Source organism: Devosia ginsengisoli (genome assembly GCF_007859655.1).
Classification (GTDB): Bacteria; Pseudomonadota; Alphaproteobacteria; order Rhizobiales; family Devosiaceae; genus Devosia; species Devosia ginsengisoli.
Genome location: NZ_CP042304.1, coordinates 3,964,005 through 3,987,523, shown reverse-complemented (window position 1 = coordinate 3,987,523; position 23,519 = coordinate 3,964,005). Strand labels below are relative to the sequence as shown.

The following is a 23,519-nucleotide window of genomic DNA, read 5'->3' as shown; positions in this document are numbered from 1 at the left end:
CACGGCCCGCACCACCCTTCCCGCCAAAGCCACGAGCATCGCCCATGAAAATCCAGACCGTCCGGCACTGGCTTGTCCATGTCCCCTTTTCCACCGAAGTGCTGTGGGGTTCGGGCAGGCGCGGCGGCACCACGCGCCTCGTGGTGGAGATTACCACCGAGAGCGGTATCAAAGGCTATGGCGAAACCATCTGCCTACTCGATTTCATCGAGCCAGTCCTGGAAAACGTGGTCTCGAAGCTGGCGATCGGCCGCTCCATCCAGGATGCCGAAAAGCTGCATCGGCATGTGCTCGGCGCCGGCTATTACCACCACAAGCGCGCCGCCGTCATGGCTATCAACGCTGTCGAGATGGCGATGTGGGACGCGCTGGGCAAATATGCCAACCTGCCGCTGCATGCGCTATGGGGCGGGCTCTACCGCGACAAGGTCGAGATTGCCGCCTTTCTCGCGGCCGGTTCGGCCCAGACCATGCGGGAGCGCACCCAGGCCTTCAAGGAACTGGGATACCGCACGTTCAAGGTCAAACTCGGGCTGGACGAGGCGTCCGATATCACCACGGTACGGACCACGCGCGAGGTCCTGGGTGACGGCCTGGCACTGCGCGCCGATGTCAACGGCGCCTGGGCCATCGGCACGGCCAAGCGCCAACTCGCCAAGCTCGCGGAATACGACCTTACCTATATCGAGCAGCCGCTCGAGCTGAGCGACCTGACCGGGCATGCGCATTTGCGGCAGAGCCAGGCCATACCGGTCGCGCTGGACGAAAGCGCCTATGACCTGACCGATGTCGGCAATATCGTGCGGCTAGGCGCCGCCGATGTGATCCTGCTGGATCCGCACGAGACCGGCGGCCTCTGGCCCTGCATAAAGGCCGCGGCCGTGGCCGAAGCGAGCGGTATTCCGGTGACGCTGCATTCGGGCGGTGAACTGGGCCTGTCGCAGGCGGCCTATCTCCATCTGGCCGGCAGCATCCCCAACATGACGATCCCGATCGACTGCGAATACGCCTATATCGGCCAGGACATCGTGACCGAGCGCCACGTGCTCGCCGAAGGCAGCATGCGCGTTCCCACCGGCCCCGGCCTGGGGGTCGAGGTCGATCTCGACCGTCTCGAACAATTCCGCATCACGCATGTGCCCATGGCCTATCTCGACGACCAGCGTCCCGGCTGGTTCACCGAAAAGCCGGCTTATTGAGGAATCCAGCCATGTCCCTACGCTCATGCCTGTGGAGCGACCTCACGCGCGACGAGATCGCCGAAGCGCGCGACCAGGGCGCATTGGTGGTCATTCCCACCGGCGCCGTCGAACAGCATGCCGGCCATCTGCCCGTCGGCACCGATATGATGGCCGTGGGCCATCTGGCCCTGGCGGCGGCCCGGCGCGCCAGCGTGCCCGTCCTGGTGCTGCCGACAGTGCAGGTGACATTCTCGCCCCATCACCGCAGTTGGCCCGGTACCCTGACCCTGCGCCTCGAAACCTTCAATGCGCTGGTCGCCGATATCACCGCCAGCGTCGAACATGCCGGCTTCCGGCGGCAGCTCATCATCAATGGCCATGGCGGCAATCGGGCGCCCCTGGGCGCCCTGACGACGGAATTGATTGCCGCCGGGCGCCAAGTCGGCCTTGCCGATTATTGGGGCATTGCCCATGACGCGATCGCCGCCCTGTTGCACGGCCAGCGCAAGATGGTCGGCCATGCCTGCGAAATGGAAACCGCGCTCATGCTGGCACTGACCAGCGGCGACGCGCAGGCCCTGATTGCCGAACGCGCTGCGGGATTGCCTCCGCTGCTGGCCAGTCCGGCAGTGCGCGGCGAAGCCGGTGCAGTCGGTCGCGGCGAGGCCTGGTGGCCGCCCATTTTCGGAGCCGACCATGCCGGCTATGAGGGCGATCCCGCCACAGCCACGCTGCAGACCGGAAACGCGCTGATCGAAGCGATCAGCGACAATCTCGCCGCCTTCTATGCCGAGTTCATGGCGCTCGACCTGCGCTCGGGTTCAGCCCTGGCCACTGCGCCTTTCCCCGGACCGGGTGCACGATGACCGCGCCGGCCGATACCGCCATTGGCGGCAAACGACGCGCCCGCCCGCTCAACGGCACGTTGCGCTACATCCTGATGCGCATTGTCGGCATGGCGGCGGTGATGTTTCTCGTCGTCACCATCGTCTTCCTGATCGTGCGGGTAACCCCCGGCGATCCGGCTGCGATCATGCTCGGGCCAGATGCCAGCGCCGCCGATATCGCGGCATTGCGCGCCCGGCTGGGGCTCGATGCCCCGCTGCCATTGCAGTATCTGGTCTACGTCCAGCAGATGCTGCAGGGCGATCTGGGGGAATCCATCTTCCTCGGGCAGCCCGTTCTGACCGCCATCTGGAGCCGGGCGGAACCGACCTTTTTCCTGACGGTCTTCGCGCTGGCCATCGCCTGCGTCATCGCCCTGCCGGTCGGCATCATTTCGGCCTATCGCCGTGGCTCGCTCTTCGACCAGGGGATCACGACTCTGGCCATGCTGGCCGCCAGCATTCCGGGCTTCTGGCTGTCGCTCATGCTGATGCAGCTATTCTCGGTGCGGCTGGGCTGGTTCCCGGTATCTGGCTATGGCGGGCCGGGCGCATCATTCGGCGATCGGCTCTATCACCTGGTGCTGCCCGCCGTTGCGCTTGGCGTGGTCAGTTCCGCGCTAATCATCCGCTTCACCCGCGCCGCGATGCTCGACGTTCTGGGCGAGGACTATGTGCGGACCGCCCGCTCCAAGGGCATGTCGGAATTCCGCGTGATCCTGCGGCATGCGCTCAAGAATGCGCTGATCCCCATCATCACGGTCATCGGGCTTACCGCCGCCGTGCTGATCTCCGGCGCCGTGGTCACCGAAACGGTGTTCGGCCTGCCCGGCATCGGCAACCTGGTCGTGTCGGCGGTATCGCGCCGCGACTATCCGGTGATCCAGGGCGCTTTGCTGATCATTGCCGGCCTCTATGTGCTCATCAACTTCATCATCGACATGCTCTATCTCATCGTTGATCCGCGGGTGCGCTACTGATGGCATCCCTGATCCATAACAGGCGCTTCGGCGCCACCTGGCTGCGGCCGCTGCTCGGCAACCGTATGGCGGTGATGGGGCTGGCGCTGTTTATCGCCATCGTGCTGGCGCTGGTCGCGGCGCCACTCCTGACACCCTTTTCGCCGACCAGGCTGTCGTTGGCCTCGCGGTTGCAGCCGCCGCTCGGCGTCCATCTACTCGGCACCGACGATCTGGGGCGGGATCTGTTCGCCCGCCTGCTGCATGCGGGCCGCACATCGCTCCTTGTCAGCCTGATGGTTGTCGTGCTGGCCGTGGTGCTGGGCGTGACGATGGGCGTCATGGCCGGGTTCTTCAAGCGTCTCGATGGCCCCATCGCCCGTCTGACCGATGCCATGATGGCGTTTCCCGATGTGTTGCTGGCCATCTCGCTCGTGGCCGCTTTGGGGCCATCGACAACCAATGTCGTCATCGCGCTCGGCATCGTCTATGCGCCGCGCGTCGCCCGTGTGGTGCGGGCCTCGACGCTGATCATCCGCCAACTGACTTATGTCGAGGCGGCGATTGCCCTTGGCGTTTCGACCCCGCGCATCGTGGTACGCCATGTCTTGCGGAACCTCACCTCGCCTATTCTGGTGCAGGCCACCTTCATCTTCGCCAATGCCATGCTGGCCGAGGCGGGACTGTCCTTCCTGGGCGTCGGCACCTCCCCCGACGTGCCGACCTGGGGCGCCATGATCAACGAGGCGCGCACCTATGCCGACCAGGCGCCCTGGGTGCTGGTCACGCCGGGGCTGGCGGTCGTTGCCGCCGTGCTGTCGCTGCAACTGCTCGGCGATGGCCTGCGCGACATTCTCGACCCCAAACTGCGCAAGGACATGTAATGGCGACAGCTGCTCTCGCAATGGATCAAAGCCTTGCCCTGTCGGTGCGCGACCTGAAGACCCATTTCGTCTTCCGCAATTCCACGGCCCGTTCCGTCGATGGCGTCAGCATCGACGTGCCCGACAACCGGACGGTGGCCGTGGTGGGGGAATCGGGATCAGGAAAGTCGGTGACCAGCCTGTCCATCATGCGGCTGCTGGCAGCGCCCGGCCGCATCGTCGGCGGAGAAATCCTCTATCGCGATCGCGCGGGAACGGTGACCGATCTGGCCAAAGCCAGCGACGCCCAGATGCGGCGCATGCGCGGCTCCGAAATCGCCATGATCTTCCAGGAGCCGATGTCGAGCCTCAATCCGCTCTTTACCGTCGGCGACCAGATCGCGGAGATGATCACGCTGCACGAGCGGATCGACCGCGCGGCCGCCATGCACCGCGTCGTCGAACTGCTGGAGACCGTCGAAATGCCGGCGGCGGCGAAACGGGTGCATGACTACCCGCACCAGATGTCGGGCGGCATGCGGCAGCGCGTGATGATCGCCATGGCGCTGGCCTGCCGCCCGCGGCTGCTGATTGCCGATGAACCGACCACCGCGCTCGACGTCACCATTCAGGCGCAGATCATCGACCTGCTCAAGCGCCTGCAGAGCCGCTACCAGATGTCCATCCTGTTCATCACGCATAATCTGGGCGTCGTGGCCGAGATCGCCGACGAACTCGTCGTCATGTATGCCGGCCAAGTGGTCGAGAAGGGCCCCGTGGCCAGCATTTTCGCGCAGCAGCGCCACCCCTATACCAAGGGTCTGCTGGCGGCCACGCCCAATGCGGCCCTGGCCGCAACAGGTGACGAACGTCGCCGCCTGCTGGCCATTCCCGGCAGCGTGCCACCAGTCACCGCGCCCCGCACCGGTTGTGTCTTTGCACCGCGCTGCGGCTATGTCACTCCGGCCTGCCGCACGACCCACCCGGCGCTGGTCGCTTCCGGCGATGGCTGGACGCGCTGCATTCGCCATGAGGTCCTCAGCCATGAATAATGCTGGATATGCGGCGCCTTTGCTCGAAGTGAAGGGCCTGCAGAAGCTGTTTCCGGCGGCCGGCGGCGCTGTCGTTCATGCTGTGGAGGATGTCAGCTTCTCCATCCGCAAGGGCACGATTGTCGGCCTGGTCGGGGAATCCGGCTCGGGCAAGACGACGGTGGGGCGCACCCTGCTGCGGCTGGTCGAGCCTACCGCCGGCGCGGCGCTGTTCGGCGAGACCGATATTTTCCGCCTCTCGAAACGCGACATGCATGCCTATCGCAAGCGCATGCAGATCGTTTTTCAGGATCCCTATTCCAGCCTCAACCCCACCATGCGCGTCGAAGCCATTCTGGGGGAGGCGCTGGTTACCCATACCAGGCTGTCCGGCCACGCCAGGCGGGAGCGTATCCGGCAATTGCTGGAACAGGTCGGACTGTCGGGCGACCATGCCGGCCGCTTCCCGCACGAATTTTCCGGCGGCCAGCGCCAGCGTATCGGGATCGCCCGGGCCTTGGCCGTCGAGCCCGAATTCATCGTCGCGGACGAGCCGGTATCGGCGCTGGACGTCTCAGTACAGGCGCAAATCCTCAACTTGCTGCAGGACCTCCAGCAGAGCCTAGGCCTGACCATGCTCTTCATCTCGCACGATCTCTCGGTGGTCGAATATCTGTGCGACGAAGTCATCGTCATGTATCTGGGGCGGGTGGTGGAAAGCGGGCCGCGCCAGGCGATCTACGGCAATCCGACCCACCCCTATACGCGGGCGCTCATCGCCACCTCGCCGGTTCCGAGCATGGCGCCCCGGGCGCCGCGCCAGGTGCTCAAGGGCGACATTCCCAGCCCTATTTCGCCGCCATCGGGCTGCGTGTTCCGCACGCGCTGCCCCCATGCTGCACCGCAATGTGCCCAGGCTGTGCCGATGCTCGAGGCGCTGGGCAATGGCCACAGCGTGGCATGCCTGCGCCGCAACGAACTTTAATCATGGATATGGACAGCCGCGCCCACATGACCAACGAAGAACGGCTTGCCGCCTTGCGCATCGAATTGCCGACCTCCCCCAAGCCGGTGGCGCGTTTCGCCAATGCCAAACGCATCGGCCAGACGCTCTATCTGTCGGGACAGATTCCCCGCGGCCGGGATGGCGCGCCGATCACCGGCGTGGTGGGCGACGATATCTCGCGCGCGGAGGCCTATGACCACGCACGGCTGGCGGGTTTGGCCTTGCTGGCCGTGGCGCGCGATGCGATCGGCAGCCTGGACCAGGTGGCCGGCGTCAGCAAATTGTTCGGCATGGTGCGGGCGACGCCGGACTTTGCCGATCATCCCGCCGTCATCGACGGCTGTTCCGATCTGTTCGCCGACATTTTCGGCGAGGCCGGCATTCATGCCCGCTCCGCGGTAGGGATGGGATCGCTCCCCATGCAGGCGACGGTAGAGATCGAGGCTATTTTCGAATTGCATGGATAGTTGGTCGGATGCAGCCCCACCTGGGCGCCGATACGTTCCATGTCGGTCGCCCGCCCATCCTCGGCAATCAGGATGATATCGAGGTCAGGAGCGACCGACACATTGCAGTACGGCCTCGATATCTGCGCGGTTGCTATAGGCGTGCAAACCCATGCGGAGCTGACCACGACGTATGGTGCTGACGATACCGGCGTCCGCCAGCCGGCCATGGTAGCGCGTGATAACAGGATCGGTGGAATAGCCGTGGCCGCCGGCATCGACCGTCCCCACCGTGACCAAATGTGCGGGCAGGCGCGGGATGAAGACCGGCAGGCCGAGACGTTGCAGCCCTTCGCGCAACTCTTCGGCCAAGGCCAGCACATGGGCTTCGATCGCCTTGGTGCCAAGACCCAGGATAAGATCCAACGCAGCATCCGCGGCATAAGCGCCAGCGAGATTGTAGCTGCCCAGCTCGAAGCGCTGGGCATCGGGACGAGGGGTATAGCGCAGATCGCCCATGGCGGAGGCATCGTCGTTGTCGGCGCTGACGCCAGTGCGCGACATATGGACGGGCATCAGCCGGTCCAGCCAGGCCCGGCGCACGTAGAGGAAGCCATAGCCATAGAGACCGAGCAGCCCTTTGCTGGTCGAAGACGCGAAGCCGTCGATCGGTTCCTGCCCGAAGTCGTGATGGAGGATGCCGGCCGACTGCACGCCGTCGACAAGGAGGAAGATTCCCCGCTTGCGGCATTCGGTGCCCAGCGCCATCAAGTCGGTGCGCTCCCCGGGGGCAAAACTCACCGACGCGACCGAAACCAGCCTGGTGCGTGCGTCCATGGCTGATACGAGGGCGCCGACATCTATATGGCCCTCGGAAGCGGGAATGTTGCGCAATTCGATGCCGCGGCGCTGCTGGTGCAGCCAGGGATAGATATTGTTGGGATGCTCGGCGCCCAAGGCCAGCAGTACATTGTCGCCCTCCGCGAGGGGAAAGGCCGTGGCGATGCTGTTGATCCCGTCAGAGACATTGCGCATGACCGCAATCTCGTCCTCGCCTGCACCAACCAGCCGGGCGAATTTTCGGCGCGAGGCCGTGACCATTTCCTCGTGATCCACGCGATTGGCCGAGGCCTGCGCCAGGCGATCGAGGAATGTCTCGACACTGCCGCGCACCGGATCGGCGAGGATCGTCTTGTCGCAGATCGACAGATAGGTGGTGCGGGCCAAGGCCGGAAACAGCGCGCGCAGCGCCTCGGAACCGCAGGCGAGATGCGGGGCGTGCGCTTGGACTGGAGCTATTGTGGACATGGAAGTGGGTCCCGATGGCGTCAGAATTCGTGTTCAGTCACGACCCAGCAGCAAAGCGCAGGCCTGGTCGAGCATCTCGGCGTGGTGGGTGGTGAAATTGTCGCGCATCACCGGATATGGTCGGTCCGGCATGGCCGGATTGCTCTCCAGCACCTCGCCATTGGGGCGGATGGTATTGCCGCAGCTCCACTGGAAGGCGGCGATGGGTTGGCCCGAGGGCAGGCGCAATATCTCGGTGCCGACCCAGGTTTTCGAAAAGCCCCCCAGCGGCATGCCGATATGGGCGATGCACATCCGGTTGTCGGCGATCTGGGCCGCGACCTGGTCGATATGCGAGCCGCCGAACGGCATGGTGAGCATGACCATCGGACCGGTGAAATGGGTCTCCGCCGGTTCGAGCCAGCCATCGCCGTCCATGGGCTGATGGGCGCATTTGAAGGGCACGGCGGGGGTGGAGCCGCCCTCGGGCAGCGAGGGCAGCACCGCCTCGAGCAGCCAGCGTTTGCGCCAGCCTGTCGCAGCCACCTGTCCCTGGTTGAGCCGCCCGGAGGCGAGAGCTTCGTCATCCTCGGCCAGCACCTCATCGATAATGCCGGGAATGGCGTCGCAGCGCCGCAGATCGCCCAGATTGATCTGGAAGCGGGCCTTGGCGAGGACGCGCAGCAGATAGCCGCCATAGTCGCCGCCGCGACTGATGCTGGCGTCGAAGATCAGGCCATGGCCCAGAAGATTCTGCGCAATGCAGAGCGCCATCAGCGCATCGACATCGGCGCAAAGGGTGGGGCCGAAGCCGAGCCATTCCAGGGCGATGACGGCGGCGCCCGGCGCCAGATGCAGGCGGCAGCTTTCCCATTCGCCGAGGCAGGACCAGCCGGCATAGCGGGTAGGCTTGGGCGGAATAAAAGACTGCGGGTCCCGATATGGCAGCCTGATCTCGACGGGGCCCGAGGCCGTTTCGAAGCTCAGCCGCAACTGTTTGCTGTGCGCGGGAAGCTCGCTCCCCTGCCGCACGATGTGATGCGGCAGGTGGTACCAGAAGAAGGTCGGCGTCGAGTAGCAATGGTAGGGCTCGATCCTCGCCACATAATCGGCGAAGGGCAGACCATCGACCGCGGTGAGGAATGCCCCAACCTCCAGGCCGGCAGGGAGCGCCAGGCCCGGCGCCATGCCAGCAAGGAAGAGCCGGGGTCGGTCGCCGCCGAAATCGGTGGCCAATTCGATATCCAGGCGCGGCGCTCCATTGGTGTCGAGCGCGCCGTAATTGCGGATCTTTCGGGCCTCGATATCGGCCGGCGGCATGATGCCCCCGGGCACGGCTTCCACCTGCAAATGCCGATCGCGCCGCGTATTGGACAGCAGGTTGAGCGCATACCAGAGCTCGGCCGGCGTCGCGGCATCCAGCAAGGCATCGCGATGCCGGCCCATGTCCCGTGTGACGTCGATATCAAAGATGCGGTTCTTGGCCGGCGAGATGGCCTGCCGCCGCAGGGTCGCCGCTACCAGATGCTCGAACAATTGCGCCCGCTCCGCCCGGGTACCGATCAGGTCCGCGCTATTGGTGTCGTGCCAGCGTTCGGCGCTCATGCTGCGGCCTCCACGATAGGACAGGCGTGGCGGTGCGCTCCGCTGCCTATCAGGTTTGGAACGGAAAGGCTGCATTCGGGACGCCGCAGCGCGCAGCGCGTGTGGAAAGCGCAGCCGCTGGGCATGTTGAGGGGCGAAGGCACCTCGCCTGGTACAGCCTGGAAGGTCTGGTTGCGGCGCGAGAGCCGCGGGGCGTTTTCGAGCAGCGCGCGCGTATAGGGATGGCGCGGATTGGCGAAGACCTCTGCCGCCGGCCCTTCCTCCACCACCCGGCCCAGATACATTACCATGATGCGGTCCGAGATGTGGCGGAGCACGCCCAGGTCGTGGCTGATGAAGGCATAGGTAAGCCCGAACCTGTCCTTGAGGTCCATGAACAGGTTGAGGATCTGCGCCTGGATGGAAACGTCGAGCGCGGCCACCGATTCGTCGCAGACGATGGTTTCCGGCTGGAGGGCCAGGACACGGGCGATATTGATGCGCTGGCGCTGCCCGCCCGAAAACTGGTGCGGATAACGGTTCATGACATCGGGCGCCATGCCGACCGTTTCGAGCTGGTCGGCGACGAAGTCTTCGAGGTCCCGGCGCGCCAGCAATCCATGCAGGATCGGCCCTTCCCCGATCAGTTCCTTGACCCGCAGGCGGGGGTTGAGGACGGAGCCTGAATCCTGAAAGATCATCTGCAACTTGAGGTGGCGGGGTCGGCGCCCGCGCATCACCGGCTGACCGCGATAGGTCACGCTGCCGCCTGTGGGATGCATCAGCCCGACCATGGCGCGGCCCAATGTGGATTTGCCGCACCCCGATTCACCGGCAATGCCAAGCACCTCGCCCTTGCGCAGCGTGAGATCGACGCCGTTGAGAGCCCGGACGCGGGCCGGGGCGGTCCGCTTGCCGCGGATCAGCCGGACGCCCTTGTCGACCCAGTCCTCGCGGCGGCCAAAGATATGCTCGATGCCCCGCATTTCGAGCAGGGACTCGATTTTTGCGTCGGGCGTCATGGTGATTGCCCTTCCAATGGGTGCCAACAGCGCAAGGCGCGATTCCCGGCGGGACTGGTTTCCAGCATGGGCTGGATGTCGCATTGCGCGCCGGCCCGGTCGCAGCGGGTGCGAAAGGCGCAGCCTTCGGGCAGGTTGAGCAGGGACGGCGTATTGCCGGGGATCTGGTGCAGACGCCGGCCGGAGGCCAGCTCGCCCTCGCCGGGAATGGAGGCGATCAATCCGCGCGTATAGGGATGGCGGGGATGGTCGAGCAGGTCTTCGGTGGCACCGAATTCTACTACCTTGCCCGCATACATGACGGCGACATGCTGGGCCAGGCCCGCGACCACCGCCAGGTCGTGGGTGATCCAGATCCAGGCCGTGCCGGTGTCGCGCGCGAGCTTCTGCACCTCGACCAGGATTTGCACCTGCGTGGTGACGTCCAGCGCTGTGGTCGGCTCGTCAGCGATGATCAGGTCCGGCTCGTTAATGAGCGCGATGGCGATGGCGATGCGCTGCCGCATGCCGCCGGAGAATTCATGCGGAAAAGCCTGTATGCGCTGTTCGGGATCGGGAATGCCGACCCGGCGCATCACGTCCACGGCGCGGCGCTCCGCCTCGGACCGCGACACCTGGCGATGAGCCAGCACCGTCTCGACGAGCTGGGTGCCGATGCGCAGCGACGGATTGAGCGACATCATGGGATCCTGCATGATCATCGCGATGCGGTTGCCGCGCAGGCGCCGCAGCTGCTTTTCGCCCAGATGGTTGAGCACCACTTCCCGATCCTCGGCATCGCGCAGCACGATCTCGCCGCCGACGATCTGGCCCGGCTCGTCCACCACGCCCAGGATGGAATAGCCGGTAATGGTCTTGCCCGAGCCGGATTCGCCGACCAGGCCCAGAACCTCGCCGCGCTGCAGCGCGAAGCTCACATCGTCGACGGCGCGGATCGCGCCCATACTGGTGAGAAAATGTGTCTGCAGGTTGCGCACTTCGAGCAGGGGCCGGTTCATCGCTTCAACCTCGGATTGAACATGTCGCGCAGCCGATCGGACATGAGGCTGAGGGAAAAGACGGTGAGGCCGAGCGCGATGCCCGGGGCAACGCTGATCCAGTATTTGCCGCCCAGAAGATAGCCGAAGCCATTGGAGATCAGCATGCCCAGCGAAGGCTGAGTGACCGGCATGCCCAGCCCGAGAAAGGACAGGGATGCTTCGATCGATACGGCCGAGGCAAGCTGGATCGAGGCGATGACCATGAGCGGCGGCAGGCAATTGGGCAGGATATGGCGCCACAGGATGCGGAAGGTGGGAACTTGCGCCAGTTGCGCCGCCAGCACATATTCGCGGCTCCGTTCCACCAGGGCCGAGGCGCGGACATTGCGGGCGAAATAGGCCCATTGCACCACGGCCAGCGCGAAGATCGTCTTGTCGATGCCGCGCCCGAAGGTCACCATCAGCATCATGGCGACGAGAATGGTGGGAAAGCTCATCTGGATATCGACGATGCGCATGATGAGCGAATCCACCCAGCGCCCGGCATAGGCCGATACCAGCCCCATCAGCGTGCCGAAAACCAGGGCGATGCCCAGGCTCGACAGCGCCACCATGAAGCTGGCCCGCAGCCCGAATAAGAGGGCCGAGAGCATGTCGCGCCCATTGGCGTCCGTGCCCAACACATAGGTCTGCCCCGCCCCGCCTATGGCCCCGGGCGGCAGTTCGCTGTCCATGAAATCGACCTGCATCAGGTCGTATGGGTCCTGCGGCGCGATGAGGGGCGCAAGGAACGCGACAGCGATCAGGATCAGGGTCATGACCAGACCGAAGACGGCGGCATGGCTCTGGGAATATTCGCGCCAGAACCGGCCCAGCGGCCGCTCGGAAAAGCGCATGGCGGGGCGGGCGAGAGGAGTGGATGTCATCCTTGCAGCGCCTCGCGGGTCCGCGGGTCGAGCACGATGTAGCAGATGTCGACGATGAGGTTGATGAGCACGAAGGTGAAGGTGAAGATGAGCATGTAGGCGACGACCACCGGCCGGTCGAGCATGTTGATGGAATCGATCAGCAGCTTGCCGATGCCGGGCCAGGCGAAGACGGTTTCGGTGATGATGGAACCAGCGATCAGGCCGCCGATCTCTAGCCCGACAATGGTGATGATCGGGATCATCACATTGCGCAGGGCGTGGACGACTACAATACGGCGCGAGGGCAGACCCTTGATGCGCGCCAGCTTGATATAGTCGAGCAGCATGACTTCCTGCATGCCCGACTTTGCCAGCCGGAACATCAGCGCCATGTTGCCGATGGCCAGGGTCAGCGCCGGCATGGCCAGATGCGCCAGCCCGTCCTGGGTCAGGAAGCTCCAGGCGACGCCGTTGACCTCGACCGTCTGGCCGCGGCCGATGGCGGGCAGGATGGGAAACCACACGGCAAGGCAGAGCAGCAGCATGAGGCCGAACCAGAAATTGGGCAGGCTGAATCCCAGCACCGACAGCACGCTTCCGCCACGCGACCAGGGGCTTTTGGGAAATACCCCAGCGACAACTCCCAGCGGCAGGCCGATGCCGACCGAAATGAGCAGCGAGGTGACAGTCATTTCCAGCGTGGCGGGCAGGCGCTGCAGGATCATGGTGGAGACGGGCAGGCTGGTGACATAGGAGCGGCCGAAATCACCCGCAAAGAGCCGTTCCATATAGTGCCAATATTGCACCCAGAGCGGCTGATCGAGCCCGAGCCGTTCGGTCGCGGCCTGGATCTGCGCCGCAGTGGCCGATTCATCGGCCAGCACTTCCATGGGATTGCCGATCAGGTAGATACCGGCAAAGGTAATGAAGCTCAGAACCAGCAGCGTCACGACAGACTGCAGCAGCCTGCGGATGATCATTTCGGTCATGACGTGCCTTCGCTTGCCGGTCGCAAGAGGGGTGGAAGGGGCGGGCGCCCGCGACGCCCTGCCCCCGATTTGTCGCTATTCAGCCGGGCGGGCGAAGAGCGCGTTGCTCACATTGGCCCGCGAGGGCGTATAGACCACCGAGGCGTTGGAGGCCCAGGTCGCCTTGCGGTTGTAGAGCGGGATCAACCCATAGTCCTCGGTGACCACCATGGCCATGGCACGCTGCAGCAGTTCTTCACGTACGGCGTCGTCCACGGTGGAGGAGGCTTCGACCACCAGGGTGTCGACTTCCGGATTGGAATAGCGGCCGCGATTGGAGGTACCGATGCCATTCTCGTGGTCGCGCGTGCCCGCAATGCCACGCAGCGTGTAGGCCGCCTCGCCGGTCGAAGTGCCCCAGGAATGGATCATATGGGCATATTCGAAGTCATTGGTCTTGGGGATGAAGACCGCATGCGGCATGGTTTCCACCGTGGTCTGCACGCCGGCGCGGGTCCACATCTGCGCCACCGCCTGGACGGCCCGGGCGCGCATCGTGTCGTCATTGGACGTCGAGAGCACGACCTTGAAACCGTCGGGATAACCGGCCTCGGCCAGGAGCGCCTTGGCGCCTTCGAGGTCGAAGGGCTCGACTGGAATGTCGGGATTGAAGCCGAACATGCCCTCGGGCACCAACTGGCTGGCCGGGTAAGCATCGTTGCTGAGCCCGCGTTCCACCAAGCCCACACGGTCGATGGCCATGGAAAGGGCATGACGTACGCGCTGGTCGAGCATCGGATTGACCGGCAGGTCGTTGCCGGCAAGGTCGGTCGCCTGGCCCGGAATGGGCTTTTCATGCTCGACGTCGAGCGCGATGAAGGCGATGCTGCTGGTCCCGGTCGACCACAGGCGCATGTCGGGATTGGCTTCGATGGTGGCGAAGTCGGTGACCGGCACGTCCGAGATCAGGTCGACATCGCCCGACAGCAGCGCAGCGACGCGTGCCGGGTCGGAGCCGATGACGCGCTGGGTAACCGTTTCCCAGGCTGGCGTTTCGCCCCAATAATCGTCATTGCGGGCAAATTCGTAGACTTCCCCGATCCGTGCCGACACGAACTTGTAGGGGCCGGTGCCGATCATGGCTTCGCCCGTGACATAGTCGTCGGTCGTCTTGCCCTCGCCCACGGCGCGCGAGACGATCTGCACGTCGGCCAGGTTGATCGGAAGGTTCGGCGCTGCGCCCTTGGTGACGACTTCGAGCGTGTGCTCGTCGATGGCACGGTAGGACTCGATATCGGCCAGCCGGGCGGTGAAAGGGCTGGGGCTGTCGGTGATGGTGGGCAGGCGGTCGAAGGTGAACACCACGTCATCGGCGGTGAAGGGTTCGCCATTGTGGAAGGTCACGCCCTGGCGGAGGTGGAAGGTCCACACGCCATCCTCGGTCACGTGCCAGCTTTCAGCTAGGCTGGCATGAGGCTGCATGAACTCGTCCTTCCAGGTCAGGCCCTCGAAGACCTGGCCCGTCATGGAAATGTTGGAGCTGTTGGCGTGGAAATGCGGGTCGATCGAGGTGGGGGCGGACGCCATGCCCATGACCAATTCCTGCGCCAGGGCTGGGGCGGCTCCGAGCGCAGCGAGCAGGATGAGGCTTGAGGCGGTCCGCGCCAGATACATGCGAGAAGAGTCTAGAAATGACATCGTGGGCACCTTTCTCTATGTCAATCTATTGGAGGAAAAGCCGGAGGGTCCGGATATCCGGGATGTCCTCAAGCCCGAAGACGGTTTCGATGAGGGTATTGGTTCGCTCGCCCAGGATCGGGCCAACCAGGTCGCGCGCCTTGCGGATGATGTCCGGGCGTTCCATGGGATGTTCCACCACGCCCCTGACCGCATAAGTCCGCCGCTCGACCTGACGGCCGTCGGCAAGCCGCGCCCGCACGATGGCCTGGCGGATCGGCTTGGCCTCGGCCAGCTCGTCGGAGGGCAGAAGGGCGATTTTGGCCTTCATCGCCACGACCGCTGGATCGGTGAGGCGGGAATAATCGTGCGAGGCATGGAAGCCGAAGCCGTCATCGACCAGCATCAGGGCGAGGCAGTGCCGGCAATTGATGTCGGGAACACCACGATCCTCAACCACATCGACCACGTGGCTGGGCAAAAGAGCCTCCATCGAGATCACATTGTCCCGGCTGACGCCTTCGTGTTCCATGAGATATTCGAGGGAATCCAGGGCCGCCTGGATGGGCGAGCCGACGCACCATTTCTTGATATTGGTCAGCATGATTTCGAAGCGCGACCCCAGCCCGTCGGCGAGAAGCGCGCGCTGCGGCGCGTCGGAGAATGCATCCATGAAATTGCCGCGGCCATGCATGACGTCGTCGGTGCCGTTGAAGCCATGGGCGATCATCGAGGCGGCAGCGACGCCATTGCGCGCCGGTAGGCCGCCGAAGTGGAAGGCCTTTTCCATGTGGTCGACATCGCGCATCCAGGTGGCAATGCCAGAGGTCTGCTGCGCGACGTTTGAGAAGACATAGCGCAGCCGCTCCCGGTCGATGCCATAAAGCGCGCCCGCCGCCGCGGCCGCGCCCCAGCTACCGCCGATGGAATAGGGACCGTGGCCGCGGGCATAGATATGGTTGGGCCCCAGCGCCAGGTTCATGCGGGCATAATAGTCGTAGCCCAGCACCACCGCCTTGAGGAAGTCAGCGCCCGAGCGGCCATTATGCTCGGCCGCTGCCAGCGCCGCCGGCACGATGGCGCAACCGGGATGCCCGATGGCGGCGGGATGGCTGTCATCGGTCTCGTCGGCATGGGCGATGATGCCGTTGATCATGGCCGCGTCGGCCGGATGCAGCAGGCGCGGACTGCCCACGACACTGGCGCCTTCGACCGCGCCCAGCGTCTGCGAATAGGAGAGCGCCATCTTGCCCACGTCCAGATGCACCCCGGTAATCATGGCGCAGAGCGTATCGAGGATATGGTGCTTGGCTTTTTCGACCACGGCGTCCGGTAGCGCGAGAGACAGAGCCCTGGCGGCATAGTCGGCCATCGGTATGATTTCGCTGACATTGCTGGGAGCGGCCATTTCGGTCGAGGCGGGCATTGGTAGAACTTTTTCTCCGGTGGAATGCAGCTTGGAGAAAAGCCTAGCGTGGGTTTGCACCTGGGTTCCAACCCATATATGGAATAGTGTTATTCCAAAAAGTGCATGGACGGACCCAAACTCGGCATGGACCTGAACTGGATCGAGGATTTCCGCACCCTCGTGGAGACGCGTAGTTTCAGCCTGTCCGCACGGCGGCGCAGCATCAGCCAGTCAGCTTTTTCTAAGCGTATCCGCTCGCTGGAGCAGGTGTTTGGTGGCGAATTGGTGCAGCGCAAGCATTTGCCGGTAACACTGACACCCTTGGGCGAACAGCTCTATCGGGACAGCGAGGCCATTGTCGAAAGCGTGCGCCTGGCGCTGGAAAATGCGGCACAACTCGAGGGCAAGGGCCAGAATGAGGTCATGTTCTCGTCGGCCAGCAGCCTTGCCCAGTCCTTCTATCCACAATGGATCACCCGCAAGAAGGCGCTGATGCCGGAGATCATCCCGCTAATGCTCTCTTCGCGCAGTTGGAGCGAAGACGGCATCGCGCTGCAGCAGGGGCAGGTCGATTTCTTCCTCAGCTACTGCTCCCCCGAAATCCCGACGGTCTTCGACCGACCCGAGTTCGATTTCCGCGTATTGGGGCTCGAGCAGATCATCCCGGTTAGCGCCCCCAATGCCAATGGGCGCGAGCCGCTCTTCAGCCTCGACCGGGAAGGGATCGAGCCCATGCCCTATCTGGCGCGGCTGCCCGGTTCCTATATTGGTCATATGGTGGATCTGCTGATCGAGCGCCTGCATCCCCCCACGGTCCGGGCCTTTGCCGGCACCAATGGCGAGAACCTGTTGGGCCTGCTGATCCACGGCAATGGCGTCAGTTGGATGCCGCAGAACCGTATCGGCGAGCAATTGGCCAAGGGAACATTGCTGCCCGCGGGCAGCGAGCGTTGGCAGCTCAGCGTCGAAGTCCGCCTCTATCGCCGGGCGCGGCGCGAACGGCCCATTGTCGAAAAATTTTGGAACTCCATCAGCCAGCGCGGTGACGAATTCCCTGATCGAACCATTTAGGTCGGCGCAGCTAATGCCTGAGCATTGCGCTAATCGAATTTGCAGCTTCTCTGACTGCAGGAACCAGTGTCGACATCACGTCGATTTGAGTCCAGCGCTCCAAATAGGCAGAAAGATTGATTGCGGCGATGGCGCTGCCGGAGAAGCTGTCGAGAATTGGCGCAGCAATCGACACATGGCCATCATGCATGAGCTGGCTGCCGACGGCAAAGCCATTCACTCGGATCCTGTCGATCTCGGCCAGAACTTCCGCCTTGCTGGTGATCGTGTGCTTGGTCCAGGGAATAATCGTCGTCGTATCGATGAACTCTTTCGTCGCCGTGGGATCGCTATAGGCCAGGATGGCAAGGCCCGGCGCAGTGCTGACCAAAGGATAGCGCGTGCCGATGCCGACATTGACGGGAACCGCATGACGGCCGGGCGCGCGCCCCACGACGACAAGCTCATTGTTCAGCCGCTCGGAGAGATTGACTGTCTCGCCAAATCTCTCTGCCAACCCACGGATTATGGGCAGGGCAACATCATGCAGATCGGAGTTGGAGAGATATTCCCAGCACAAGGCCAGGGTCTTCGGCGTGAGGCGGTAGGTCCGCGTCTGCTCGTCTTTGGCCAGATAGCCCAGTGTTGTCAGCGTTGAGACCGCGCGCTGGGTGGCACTCATGCCGATTTGCGCAAGTTCGGCAATCTCCTTGAGAGTCAACCTGCGTCGACGCCCGTGGAAGCTTTCCAGAACGCGAAAGCCCTTTGCCAGCGATGCAACAAAAAGGCCGTCGTCTTTTGGCGCGAAGGTATCATGCTCAAGGGCGGTCACGTTCGTGCACTCTCCAAGCGGTTTTGAACTATTTCTGCGCCATCAGATTTGCCTGGGCCGCAATCCGCGCCTTGATGGCAGCAAGGTCTGTCGTTGGCGTCGCGGCAAGCAGTTTCCGCGTGTAGTCCGCCTGGGGCCTGTCAAAGACTGTGTCCACGGGCCCCTCCTCGACCACTTCGCCCTTGTACATCACCATGACTTCGTGCGCCAAATGGCGGACCACGGACAAATCATGGCTGATGAAAATATAGGTTAGTCCCATATCTTTCTGGAGATCAGAAAGCAGATTCAAAACCTGGGCCTGGACAGACAAATCCAGTGCAGAAACCGGTTCGTCCAAAACCAGCAGGCGCGGCTTTAACATGAGCGCTCGGGCGATGGCTATGCGCTGGCGCTGCCCGCCCGAAAACATGTGCGGGTAGCGGCCGTAGTGTTCTTCTTTCAGGCCAACCTTGCGCAGCATCTCATATACGGCGTCCTGCCTGTCCTGCGCCGACATCCTGGTATTGAACAGCAAGGGTTCTTCGAGGAGTTTTCCTACCGTCTGGCGCGGATTGAGCGAGCCATAGGGGTTCTGGAAAACGATCTGTATTTCCTTACGCAGCCCCTTGTCGCGCTTCAGGTCCGACTTGCTGATGCTGGTGCCATCGAGAAACAACTCGCCACTGGTGGGCTCATCGATGAGCGTGACAATGCGGGCCAATGTCGACTTGCCGCAGCCTGACTCACCCACGATCGCCAGGGTCTTTCCCTTCTCGACGCGGAGGGAAACGCCCTTCAGCGCGCGTAACGGCAGGGAACGTCCCCAGAAGCCGCCAGTGGAGCCGTAATCTCGAACCAGCGCACGGGCCTCGAATGCAGCCTGCGTCATTGCGCCTGCTCCATCGCCAGACCATCAGCGACCGAGGGCAGACGGCCGCCCATGGCGCGTTCCGGCAGCGCAGCCAGAAGCGCGCGCGTATATTCGTGCCTGGGCGACTCGAATATGGAGACCACGTCGCCCTCCTCCATCTTGCGCCCATCATACTGGACCACGACGCGATCGGCCGTTGCGGCAACCACGCCAAGATTGTGCGTTATCAATACGAGGCCCAGACCGGTTTCCCTTCGCAGCTGCATGAGCAAATCCAGAATCTGGCGCTGGATGGTGACATCAAGAGCGGTCGTCGGCTCATCCGCCAGCAGCAGCTTTGGCTTGCAGGCCACGGCCATGGCAATCATCACGCGCTGGCATTGGCCACCGGAGAGCTGGTGCGGGTATGAATCCCGCTTCACAGCCGGATCCGGAATCCCGACGTCTGCCAGCAGTTCGAGTACCCGTTCGCGCCGCTCCCGCCCTAAAAGACTTGTATGGGCCTTGAGCACTTCATCGATCTGATAGCCGACGGTGAATGACGGATTGAGGCTGGCGATCGGTTCCTGAAAGATCATGGAAATCTCACGACCGATGATCTTGCTGCGCTCACGTGCCGAGAGACTGCGCAAATCCTTGCCGTCGAATTCCAGCCTATCGGCAGAAACCCTTGCAGCGGGCGGAAGCAGGCCCATAACTGCCAGCATGGAGACGGACTTGCCCGACCCTGACTCCCCCACGATGGCCAGGATTTCTCCCTCATTCACCGACATGGATACGCCATCCACCGCACGGAACCATCCCGTGCTGGCCGGGAACTCGACAACGAGATTTTCTATTGAAAGCAAAACCATGGCTTATGATCTCTTGAGCTTGGGATCGAGAGCATCACGCAGGCCATCGCCCACCAGGTTGATCGAAAGAACGGTGATCAGAATGGCCAGGCCAGGCAAGGTCACGACCCACCAGGCGCGCAGGATGAATTCACGCGCCTCGGCGAGCATGGTGCCCCATTCCGGCGTCGGTGCCTGCGCCCCCATGCCCAGAAAGCCCAGAGCCGCCGCATCGAGAATGCCGCTGGAGAACGACAGTGTCGCCTGCACGATCAGCGGAGAGAGGCAGTTGGGCAGGATCGTGCGGAACATCAGATAGAGGTGCCCTGCCCCCGCGACCTTGGCGCCAATGACATAGTCCTTGTCCTTTTCGGCGATTACGGCAGCGCGGGCCAGTCGGACGAAATGGGGCTGGGAAACGATGGCGATGGCAATCATGGCATTGAACAGGCCAGGGCCCAGTACCGCCACCAGAACCAGCGCCAGCAGCAAAGAGGGGAATGCCAGGATGACGTCCATGATGCGCATGACCATGGTGTCCACCCAGCCACGGCAGTAACCGGCAACGACGCCGATCACGACGCCTCCGGTGAAGGACAAGGCGCTGACGACCAGACCGATCATCAGGGAATACCGGGTGCCGTGGATCAGGCGCGATAGCAGGTCACGCCCGATGGGATCGGTGCCCAGCAAGAACTCGGCCCGGCCGCCCGTCTGCCACGACGGCGGCAGCAGCACCGCATCCCTGAACTGCTCGTTGGCAGTGTAGGGCGCGATGAGAGGCGCAAAAATCGCTATCAGCGTCAGGGCGCAAAAAATCACCAGGCCGAGAACGGCGCCGCGATTCCGGGAGAAATAGAACCAGAAGTCGAGGCCCCAGGCCTGCTTGACCTGGGCCGTCGCCACTATCGGCATGGAAGAACCTTGCGACATTGTCATTTTGCTCACCGTGCTAGCGAAGGCGTGGGTTTGCGAGACGATAAAGAACGTCGACGATCAGGTTCACCGCCATGACCAGCATGGAGATGATCAGCAGGGCGCCCTGGATAACCGGGTAGTCACGGCGCGAAACCGAATCCACCAACCACTTGCCGATGCCAGGCCAGGAAAAAATCGTCTCGGTGAGGATGGCGCCCCCGAGCAGGACACCAAGCTGCAGGCCGACCGTGGTGATGACCGGGATCAACGCATTGCGCAGCGCGTGAATAGCGATGACCCTGTAGGTGTTGAGCCCTTTTGCGCGGGCGGTCCGGACATAGTCTTCGCCCAGCACTTCGAGCATGGCGGATCGTGTCTGGCGCGCGATGACGGCAAGAGGGATCGTGCCCAGGACGATCGAGGGCAATATGAGGTGGCTCAGGGCCGAGCCGAGCGCGCCATCCTGTCCGGATATCGCAGCGTCGATGACCATGAAGCCAGTGACCTGCGGAAAATAGTAGAGCGCCGCCAGCCGCCCGGACACCGGCGTCCAGCCCAGCATGCCGGAAAATACCACGATGAGCAGAAGACCCCACCAGAAGATGGGCATTGAATACCCTACCAGGGCCGTTCCCATGACCGCTTGGTCCCACATGGACCCCTTCTTCATGGCGGCAAAGATGCCGAATGGAATGCCGAGCAGAACAGCAATCGCCAGCGCGCAGACTGCCAGTTCGAGCGTGGCGGGAAACAGTTTGAAGAAAATGGTGAGAACCGGTTCCCGGCTCGAGATCGACGTTCCGAAATCCCCATGCAGCACGCCGGTGAGGTAGTTCAGATATTGCATGAAAAGCGGCTGGTCGAAGCCCAGCTTGTGCGACAGTTCCGCATGCTGTTCGGGGCTCAGCGCACGCTCGCCGGACATCATCAGTATGGGATCGCCCGGCAGCAGGCGGATGAACAGAAATGCCGCAATGGTCACACCGATGAATGTGGGGATCAGCACCACAAGCTTGCGAAGGATATTGATGACCATCTGCCTTGAATTCCGTGCCTGAAGGAAAACATGCCCTCCAGCGCAAGCGCCGGAGGGCATCGATATTATTTGAGGCTCACGCCGGCCAGCGAGGACGTGCCGACCGATGCCGGATGATAGCCATCTACAGAGTTGGAGATGACCGTCAGCGTCGGCGAAGAGGCGAAGGCGATCGCCGGCTTTTCGCGTGCGAATACGGCCTGCAGTTCCTTGTAGAGAGCTTCGCGCTCGACCTGATCGGTGGACTCGGAAGCCTGACGCAGGATCGAATTATACTCGTCATTGCACCAGGCACCGATATTGGACGGGCTCGGCTTGCCGTTGATATCGCAAGACAGGTAGCTGTTGGGAATCTGGCTCGGATCGGGATAGTCCCAGATGCCGCCGAACATAGCGACCTGGCCTTCGCCATTGCGGGCGCGCTCGATATACTCGGCCCATTCATAGGTGACGATGTTGACCTTCACGCCGAGCTTGCTCCAGTCCTCCTGGATGATCTCAGCAGCGCGGCGGCCGTTCGGCATATAGGGCCGGACGACGGGGAGCGCCCATACATCGGTCTCGAAACCATCGGCAAAACCGGCCTCGGCGAGCAGCGTCTTGGCGCGTTCCGGATCATAGGAGGGCACTTCGAGATCGGCGTTGTGCCCCCAGAACGTGTTGGGGATGATCGCCACGGTCGGCTGGGCCATGCCCTGGTAAACGACATCGGTAAGGCGCTCGATGTCCAGACCGATCGTCAGTGCCTCGCGTACGCGCGCATCCTGATAGCGCTCGTCGCGGAAGTTGAAGGTCAGGAAACCAGTGGACGCCGTTTCGGTTTCGACTAGGTCGACCTTGTCGCTGCCACGGATGATGTCCGCATCGGCAAGGTTGGGGTAAAGGGCGATATGACATTCCCCGGCCAGGGCCCGCTGGACGCGGGTGGAGGCGTCGGGGGTGATCAGCATCACGACAGTGTCCACGAGGGGTGACTTGTCCGCGCGGCCTGCAGCTTCGCCCCAGGTTTCATGGAACGCCTTGAGGCGCACCTGCGCATCCTGCTGGAAATGCTCGAGCTGGAAAGGACCCGTGCCGATAGGCTGGCGATCGACCTTTTCCATGGAATTGACGGCCTGCATCGCGGCGCCGTATTCCGCCGAAATAATGCCCATCGGCTGGAAAGCCATGACGCCGAGGAAGGTCGCATCGCGGCGCTTGAGGGTGAACGAGACGGTATAGTCGTCAATTCGCTCAACGCTTTCGAGATTGTCTCCCAGCTTGTTGATGAAGCCGATATAGGCGCCGCCGCTCACTTCGTGGAACGGGTGGGAGGGGTCCATCATGCGGCCGAAGCTGAAGATCACGTCGTCAGCATTGAATTCGCGGGTTGGCGTGAAGTCGGCATTGGACTGCCAGTTCACCCCTTTGCGAAGGTGGAAGGTATAGGTCTTGCCGTCCTCGGAGACATCCCAGGATTCAGCCAGCGCGGCTTCGATCGAGAGGTCCGACTGCCGAACCGAAACCAGATTATCGTAAATCTGGCTCAGGACGTTGGCGGTCACCCCATTGTTCGACAGTTGGGGATTGAAAATCTCCGGACTGCCCTCGGTACACATGGTGAGCACCGATGCATGGGCCAGTCCCGCTGTCGTGACCGAAAGCACCAAAGCCGCCGTCAAGCGGCCCATTCCCTTTTTCATCCAATACCACTCCCTATTGCGCACTCGAAAAGTTATCGATATGCGTTAGAAACAATCGCATTACGATAGCAGATAGCGCATTGCGACGTTTTGTTGTCAACCCTGCGAGGG

General features: G+C 63.1%; 22 protein-coding genes. 8 read left to right on the top strand and 14 right to left on the bottom strand.

The genetic code is table 11. From position 1 onward, the window contains the following. The first annotated feature begins 44 nt into the window (after window positions 1-44). From FPZ08_RS19475 to FPZ08_RS19445, 7 genes are all read left to right on the top strand, one after another. On the top strand, window positions 45-1,199 hold the full coding sequence (locus tag FPZ08_RS19475) for a mandelate racemase/muconate lactonizing enzyme family protein (protein WP_146292017.1): 1,155 nt from the start codon (window positions 45-47) through the stop codon (window positions 1,197-1,199). Window positions 1,200-1,210: 11 nt separating this feature from the next. Continuing rightward, entirely contained in the window at window positions 1,211-2,047 is an 837-nt protein-coding gene (locus FPZ08_RS19470; RefSeq protein ID WP_146292015.1) for a creatininase family protein, read from the top strand. A gap of 74 nt (window positions 2,048-2,121) precedes the next feature. Continuing rightward, window positions 2,122-3,045: an ABC transporter permease gene (locus tag FPZ08_RS19465; RefSeq protein WP_281285693.1), complete on the top strand. Its 924-nt coding sequence runs from the start codon at window positions 2,122-2,124 to the stop codon at window positions 3,043-3,045. Continuing rightward, complete coding sequence (locus FPZ08_RS19460; RefSeq protein ID WP_146292013.1) at window positions 3,045-3,908, top strand: ABC transporter permease; 864 nt, start codon at window positions 3,045-3,047, stop codon at window positions 3,906-3,908. The genes FPZ08_RS19465 and FPZ08_RS19460 overlap by 1 nt, the downstream gene beginning before the upstream one ends. Further along, on the top strand, window positions 3,908-4,939 hold the full coding sequence (locus tag FPZ08_RS19455) for an ABC transporter ATP-binding protein (protein WP_246132726.1): 1,032 nt from the start codon (window positions 3,908-3,910) through the stop codon (window positions 4,937-4,939). The genes FPZ08_RS19460 and FPZ08_RS19455 overlap by 1 nt, the downstream gene beginning before the upstream one ends. Beyond that, window positions 4,932-5,903 carry an ABC transporter ATP-binding protein gene (locus tag FPZ08_RS19450; RefSeq protein WP_146292011.1) on the top strand — a complete coding sequence of 324 codons (972 nt, stop codon included), beginning with the start codon at window positions 4,932-4,934 and terminating at the stop codon, window positions 5,901-5,903. The genes FPZ08_RS19455 and FPZ08_RS19450 overlap by 8 nt, the downstream gene beginning before the upstream one ends. 2 nt (window positions 5,904-5,905) lie before the next feature. After that, window positions 5,906-6,391 (top strand): RidA family protein, encoded by a 486-nt coding sequence (locus FPZ08_RS19445; protein ID WP_210246830.1) that lies wholly within the window; start codon window positions 5,906-5,908, stop codon window positions 6,389-6,391. Window positions 6,392-6,475: 84 nt separating this feature from the next. Here the strand turns inward: FPZ08_RS19445 and FPZ08_RS19440 are convergent, their stop codons facing one another. From FPZ08_RS19440 to FPZ08_RS19405, 8 genes are all read right to left on the bottom strand, one after another. Further along, the gene (locus tag FPZ08_RS19440) at window positions 6,476-7,678 is read right to left on the bottom strand and encodes an aminotransferase class V-fold PLP-dependent enzyme (protein ID WP_146292010.1); all 1,203 of its coding nucleotides are present in this window, start codon (window positions 7,676-7,678) and stop codon (window positions 6,476-6,478) included. A gap of 33 nt (window positions 7,679-7,711) precedes the next feature. Beyond that, window positions 7,712-9,262, bottom strand: a complete 1,551-nt coding sequence (locus tag FPZ08_RS19435) for a hypothetical protein (RefSeq protein ID WP_146292008.1) — start codon at window positions 9,260-9,262, stop codon at window positions 7,712-7,714. Then, window positions 9,259-10,263: an ABC transporter ATP-binding protein gene (locus FPZ08_RS19430; RefSeq protein WP_210246829.1), complete on the bottom strand. Its 1,005-nt coding sequence runs from the start codon at window positions 10,261-10,263 to the stop codon at window positions 9,259-9,261. The genes FPZ08_RS19435 and FPZ08_RS19430 overlap by 4 nt, the downstream gene beginning before the upstream one ends. Then, entirely contained in the window at window positions 10,260-11,261 is a 1,002-nt protein-coding gene (locus FPZ08_RS19425; protein WP_146292006.1) for an ABC transporter ATP-binding protein, read from the bottom strand. The genes FPZ08_RS19430 and FPZ08_RS19425 overlap by 4 nt, the downstream gene beginning before the upstream one ends. Next, window positions 11,258-12,169, bottom strand: a complete 912-nt coding sequence (locus FPZ08_RS19420; RefSeq protein ID WP_146292004.1) for an ABC transporter permease — start codon at window positions 12,167-12,169, stop codon at window positions 11,258-11,260. Before FPZ08_RS19420 ends, FPZ08_RS19425 begins: the two co-directional genes overlap by 4 nt. Then, window positions 12,166-13,140: an ABC transporter permease gene (locus FPZ08_RS19415; protein ID WP_146292002.1), complete on the bottom strand. Its 975-nt coding sequence runs from the start codon at window positions 13,138-13,140 to the stop codon at window positions 12,166-12,168. The genes FPZ08_RS19420 and FPZ08_RS19415 overlap by 4 nt, the downstream gene beginning before the upstream one ends. 75 nt (window positions 13,141-13,215) lie before the next feature. Beyond that, window positions 13,216-14,817, bottom strand: a complete 1,602-nt coding sequence (locus tag FPZ08_RS19410; protein WP_146292000.1) for an ABC transporter substrate-binding protein — start codon at window positions 14,815-14,817, stop codon at window positions 13,216-13,218. A gap of 25 nt (window positions 14,818-14,842) precedes the next feature. After that, entirely contained in the window at window positions 14,843-16,222 is a 1,380-nt protein-coding gene (locus FPZ08_RS19405; protein WP_146291998.1) for an MmgE/PrpD family protein, read from the bottom strand. Window positions 16,223-16,327: 105 nt separating this feature from the next. Between FPZ08_RS19405 and FPZ08_RS19400 the strand changes: the two genes are divergently transcribed. After that, window positions 16,328-17,275: a LysR family transcriptional regulator gene (locus FPZ08_RS19400; protein WP_146291996.1), complete on the top strand. Its 948-nt coding sequence runs from the start codon at window positions 16,328-16,330 to the stop codon at window positions 17,273-17,275. Window positions 17,276-17,285: 10 nt separating this feature from the next. Here FPZ08_RS19400 and FPZ08_RS19395 read toward each other — a convergent pair whose 3' ends face one another. The 6 genes from FPZ08_RS19395 to FPZ08_RS19370 all read right to left on the bottom strand — a co-directional run bounded on the left by FPZ08_RS19395 (window position 17,286) and on the right by FPZ08_RS19370 (window position 23,396). Continuing rightward, window positions 17,286-18,086 carry an IclR family transcriptional regulator gene (locus FPZ08_RS19395; protein ID WP_146291994.1) on the bottom strand — a complete coding sequence of 267 codons (801 nt, stop codon included), beginning with the start codon at window positions 18,084-18,086 and terminating at the stop codon, window positions 17,286-17,288. 28 nt (window positions 18,087-18,114) lie between these two features. Next, the gene (locus FPZ08_RS19390) at window positions 18,115-18,957 is read right to left on the bottom strand and encodes an ABC transporter ATP-binding protein (protein WP_146291992.1); all 843 of its coding nucleotides are present in this window, start codon (window positions 18,955-18,957) and stop codon (window positions 18,115-18,117) included. Next, window positions 18,954-19,793 (bottom strand): ABC transporter ATP-binding protein, encoded by an 840-nt coding sequence (locus tag FPZ08_RS19385; protein WP_146291990.1) that lies wholly within the window; start codon window positions 19,791-19,793, stop codon window positions 18,954-18,956. The genes FPZ08_RS19390 and FPZ08_RS19385 overlap by 4 nt, the downstream gene beginning before the upstream one ends. Window positions 19,794-19,796: 3 nt before the next feature. Next, window positions 19,797-20,687: an ABC transporter permease subunit gene (locus FPZ08_RS19380; RefSeq protein ID WP_425457612.1), complete on the bottom strand. Its 891-nt coding sequence runs from the start codon at window positions 20,685-20,687 to the stop codon at window positions 19,797-19,799. Between the two features lie 37 nt (window positions 20,688-20,724). Next, window positions 20,725-21,726 (bottom strand): ABC transporter permease subunit, encoded by a 1,002-nt coding sequence (locus tag FPZ08_RS19375; protein ID WP_146291987.1) that lies wholly within the window; start codon window positions 21,724-21,726, stop codon window positions 20,725-20,727. Between the two features lie 65 nt (window positions 21,727-21,791). Continuing rightward, window positions 21,792-23,396, bottom strand: a complete 1,605-nt coding sequence (locus FPZ08_RS19370; RefSeq protein WP_146291986.1) for an ABC transporter substrate-binding protein — start codon at window positions 23,394-23,396, stop codon at window positions 21,792-21,794. Between the last annotated feature and the right edge of the window lie 123 nt (window positions 23,397-23,519).

Excerpts from the sequence above, each read along its gene's own strand:
- FPZ08_RS19410 (WP_146292000.1), bottom strand. The coding sequence starts at position 14,817 with ATGTCATTTCTAGACTCTTCTCGCATGTATCTGGCGCGGACCGCCTCA.
- FPZ08_RS19445 (WP_210246830.1), top strand. The coding sequence starts at position 5,906 with ATGGATATGGACAGCCGCGCCCACATGACCAACGAAGAACGGCTTGCC.
- FPZ08_RS19470 (WP_146292015.1), top strand. The coding sequence starts at position 1,211 with ATGTCCCTACGCTCATGCCTGTGGAGCGACCTCACGCGCGACGAGATC.
- FPZ08_RS19455 (WP_246132726.1), top strand. The coding sequence starts at position 3,908 with ATGGCGACAGCTGCTCTCGCAATGGATCAAAGCCTTGCCCTGTCGGTG.
- FPZ08_RS19370 (WP_146291986.1), bottom strand. The coding sequence starts at position 23,396 with ATGGGCCGCTTGACGGCGGCTTTGGTGCTTTCGGTCACGACAGCGGGA.
- FPZ08_RS19375 (WP_146291987.1), bottom strand. The coding sequence starts at position 21,726 with ATGGTCATCAATATCCTTCGCAAGCTTGTGGTGCTGATCCCCACATTC.
- FPZ08_RS19465 (WP_281285693.1), top strand. The coding sequence starts at position 2,122 with ATGCGCATTGTCGGCATGGCGGCGGTGATGTTTCTCGTCGTCACCATC.
- FPZ08_RS19390 (WP_146291992.1), bottom strand. The coding sequence starts at position 18,957 with ATGACGCAGGCTGCATTCGAGGCCCGTGCGCTGGTTCGAGATTACGGC.
- FPZ08_RS19380 (WP_425457612.1), bottom strand. The coding sequence starts at position 20,687 with ATGCCGATAGTGGCGACGGCCCAGGTCAAGCAGGCCTGGGGCCTCGAC.
- FPZ08_RS19460 (WP_146292013.1), top strand. The coding sequence starts at position 3,045 with ATGGCATCCCTGATCCATAACAGGCGCTTCGGCGCCACCTGGCTGCGG.
- FPZ08_RS19440 (WP_146292010.1), bottom strand. The coding sequence starts at position 7,678 with ATGTCCACAATAGCTCCAGTCCAAGCGCACGCCCCGCATCTCGCCTGC.
- FPZ08_RS19425 (WP_146292006.1), bottom strand. The coding sequence starts at position 11,261 with ATGAACCGGCCCCTGCTCGAAGTGCGCAACCTGCAGACACATTTTCTC.
- FPZ08_RS19450 (WP_146292011.1), top strand. The coding sequence starts at position 4,932 with ATGAATAATGCTGGATATGCGGCGCCTTTGCTCGAAGTGAAGGGCCTG.
- FPZ08_RS19405 (WP_146291998.1), bottom strand. The coding sequence starts at position 16,222 with ATGCCCGCCTCGACCGAAATGGCCGCTCCCAGCAATGTCAGCGAAATC.
- FPZ08_RS19430 (WP_210246829.1), bottom strand. The coding sequence starts at position 10,263 with ATGACGCCCGACGCAAAAATCGAGTCCCTGCTCGAAATGCGGGGCATC.
- FPZ08_RS19420 (WP_146292004.1), bottom strand. The coding sequence starts at position 12,169 with ATGACATCCACTCCTCTCGCCCGCCCCGCCATGCGCTTTTCCGAGCGG.
- FPZ08_RS19475 (WP_146292017.1), top strand. The coding sequence starts at position 45 with ATGAAAATCCAGACCGTCCGGCACTGGCTTGTCCATGTCCCCTTTTCC.
- FPZ08_RS19415 (WP_146292002.1), bottom strand. The coding sequence starts at position 13,140 with ATGACCGAAATGATCATCCGCAGGCTGCTGCAGTCTGTCGTGACGCTG.
- FPZ08_RS19400 (WP_146291996.1), top strand. The coding sequence starts at position 16,328 with ATGGACGGACCCAAACTCGGCATGGACCTGAACTGGATCGAGGATTTC.
- FPZ08_RS19435 (WP_146292008.1), bottom strand. The coding sequence starts at position 9,262 with ATGAGCGCCGAACGCTGGCACGACACCAATAGCGCGGACCTGATCGGT.
- FPZ08_RS19385 (WP_146291990.1), bottom strand. The coding sequence starts at position 19,793 with ATGGTTTTGCTTTCAATAGAAAATCTCGTTGTCGAGTTCCCGGCCAGC.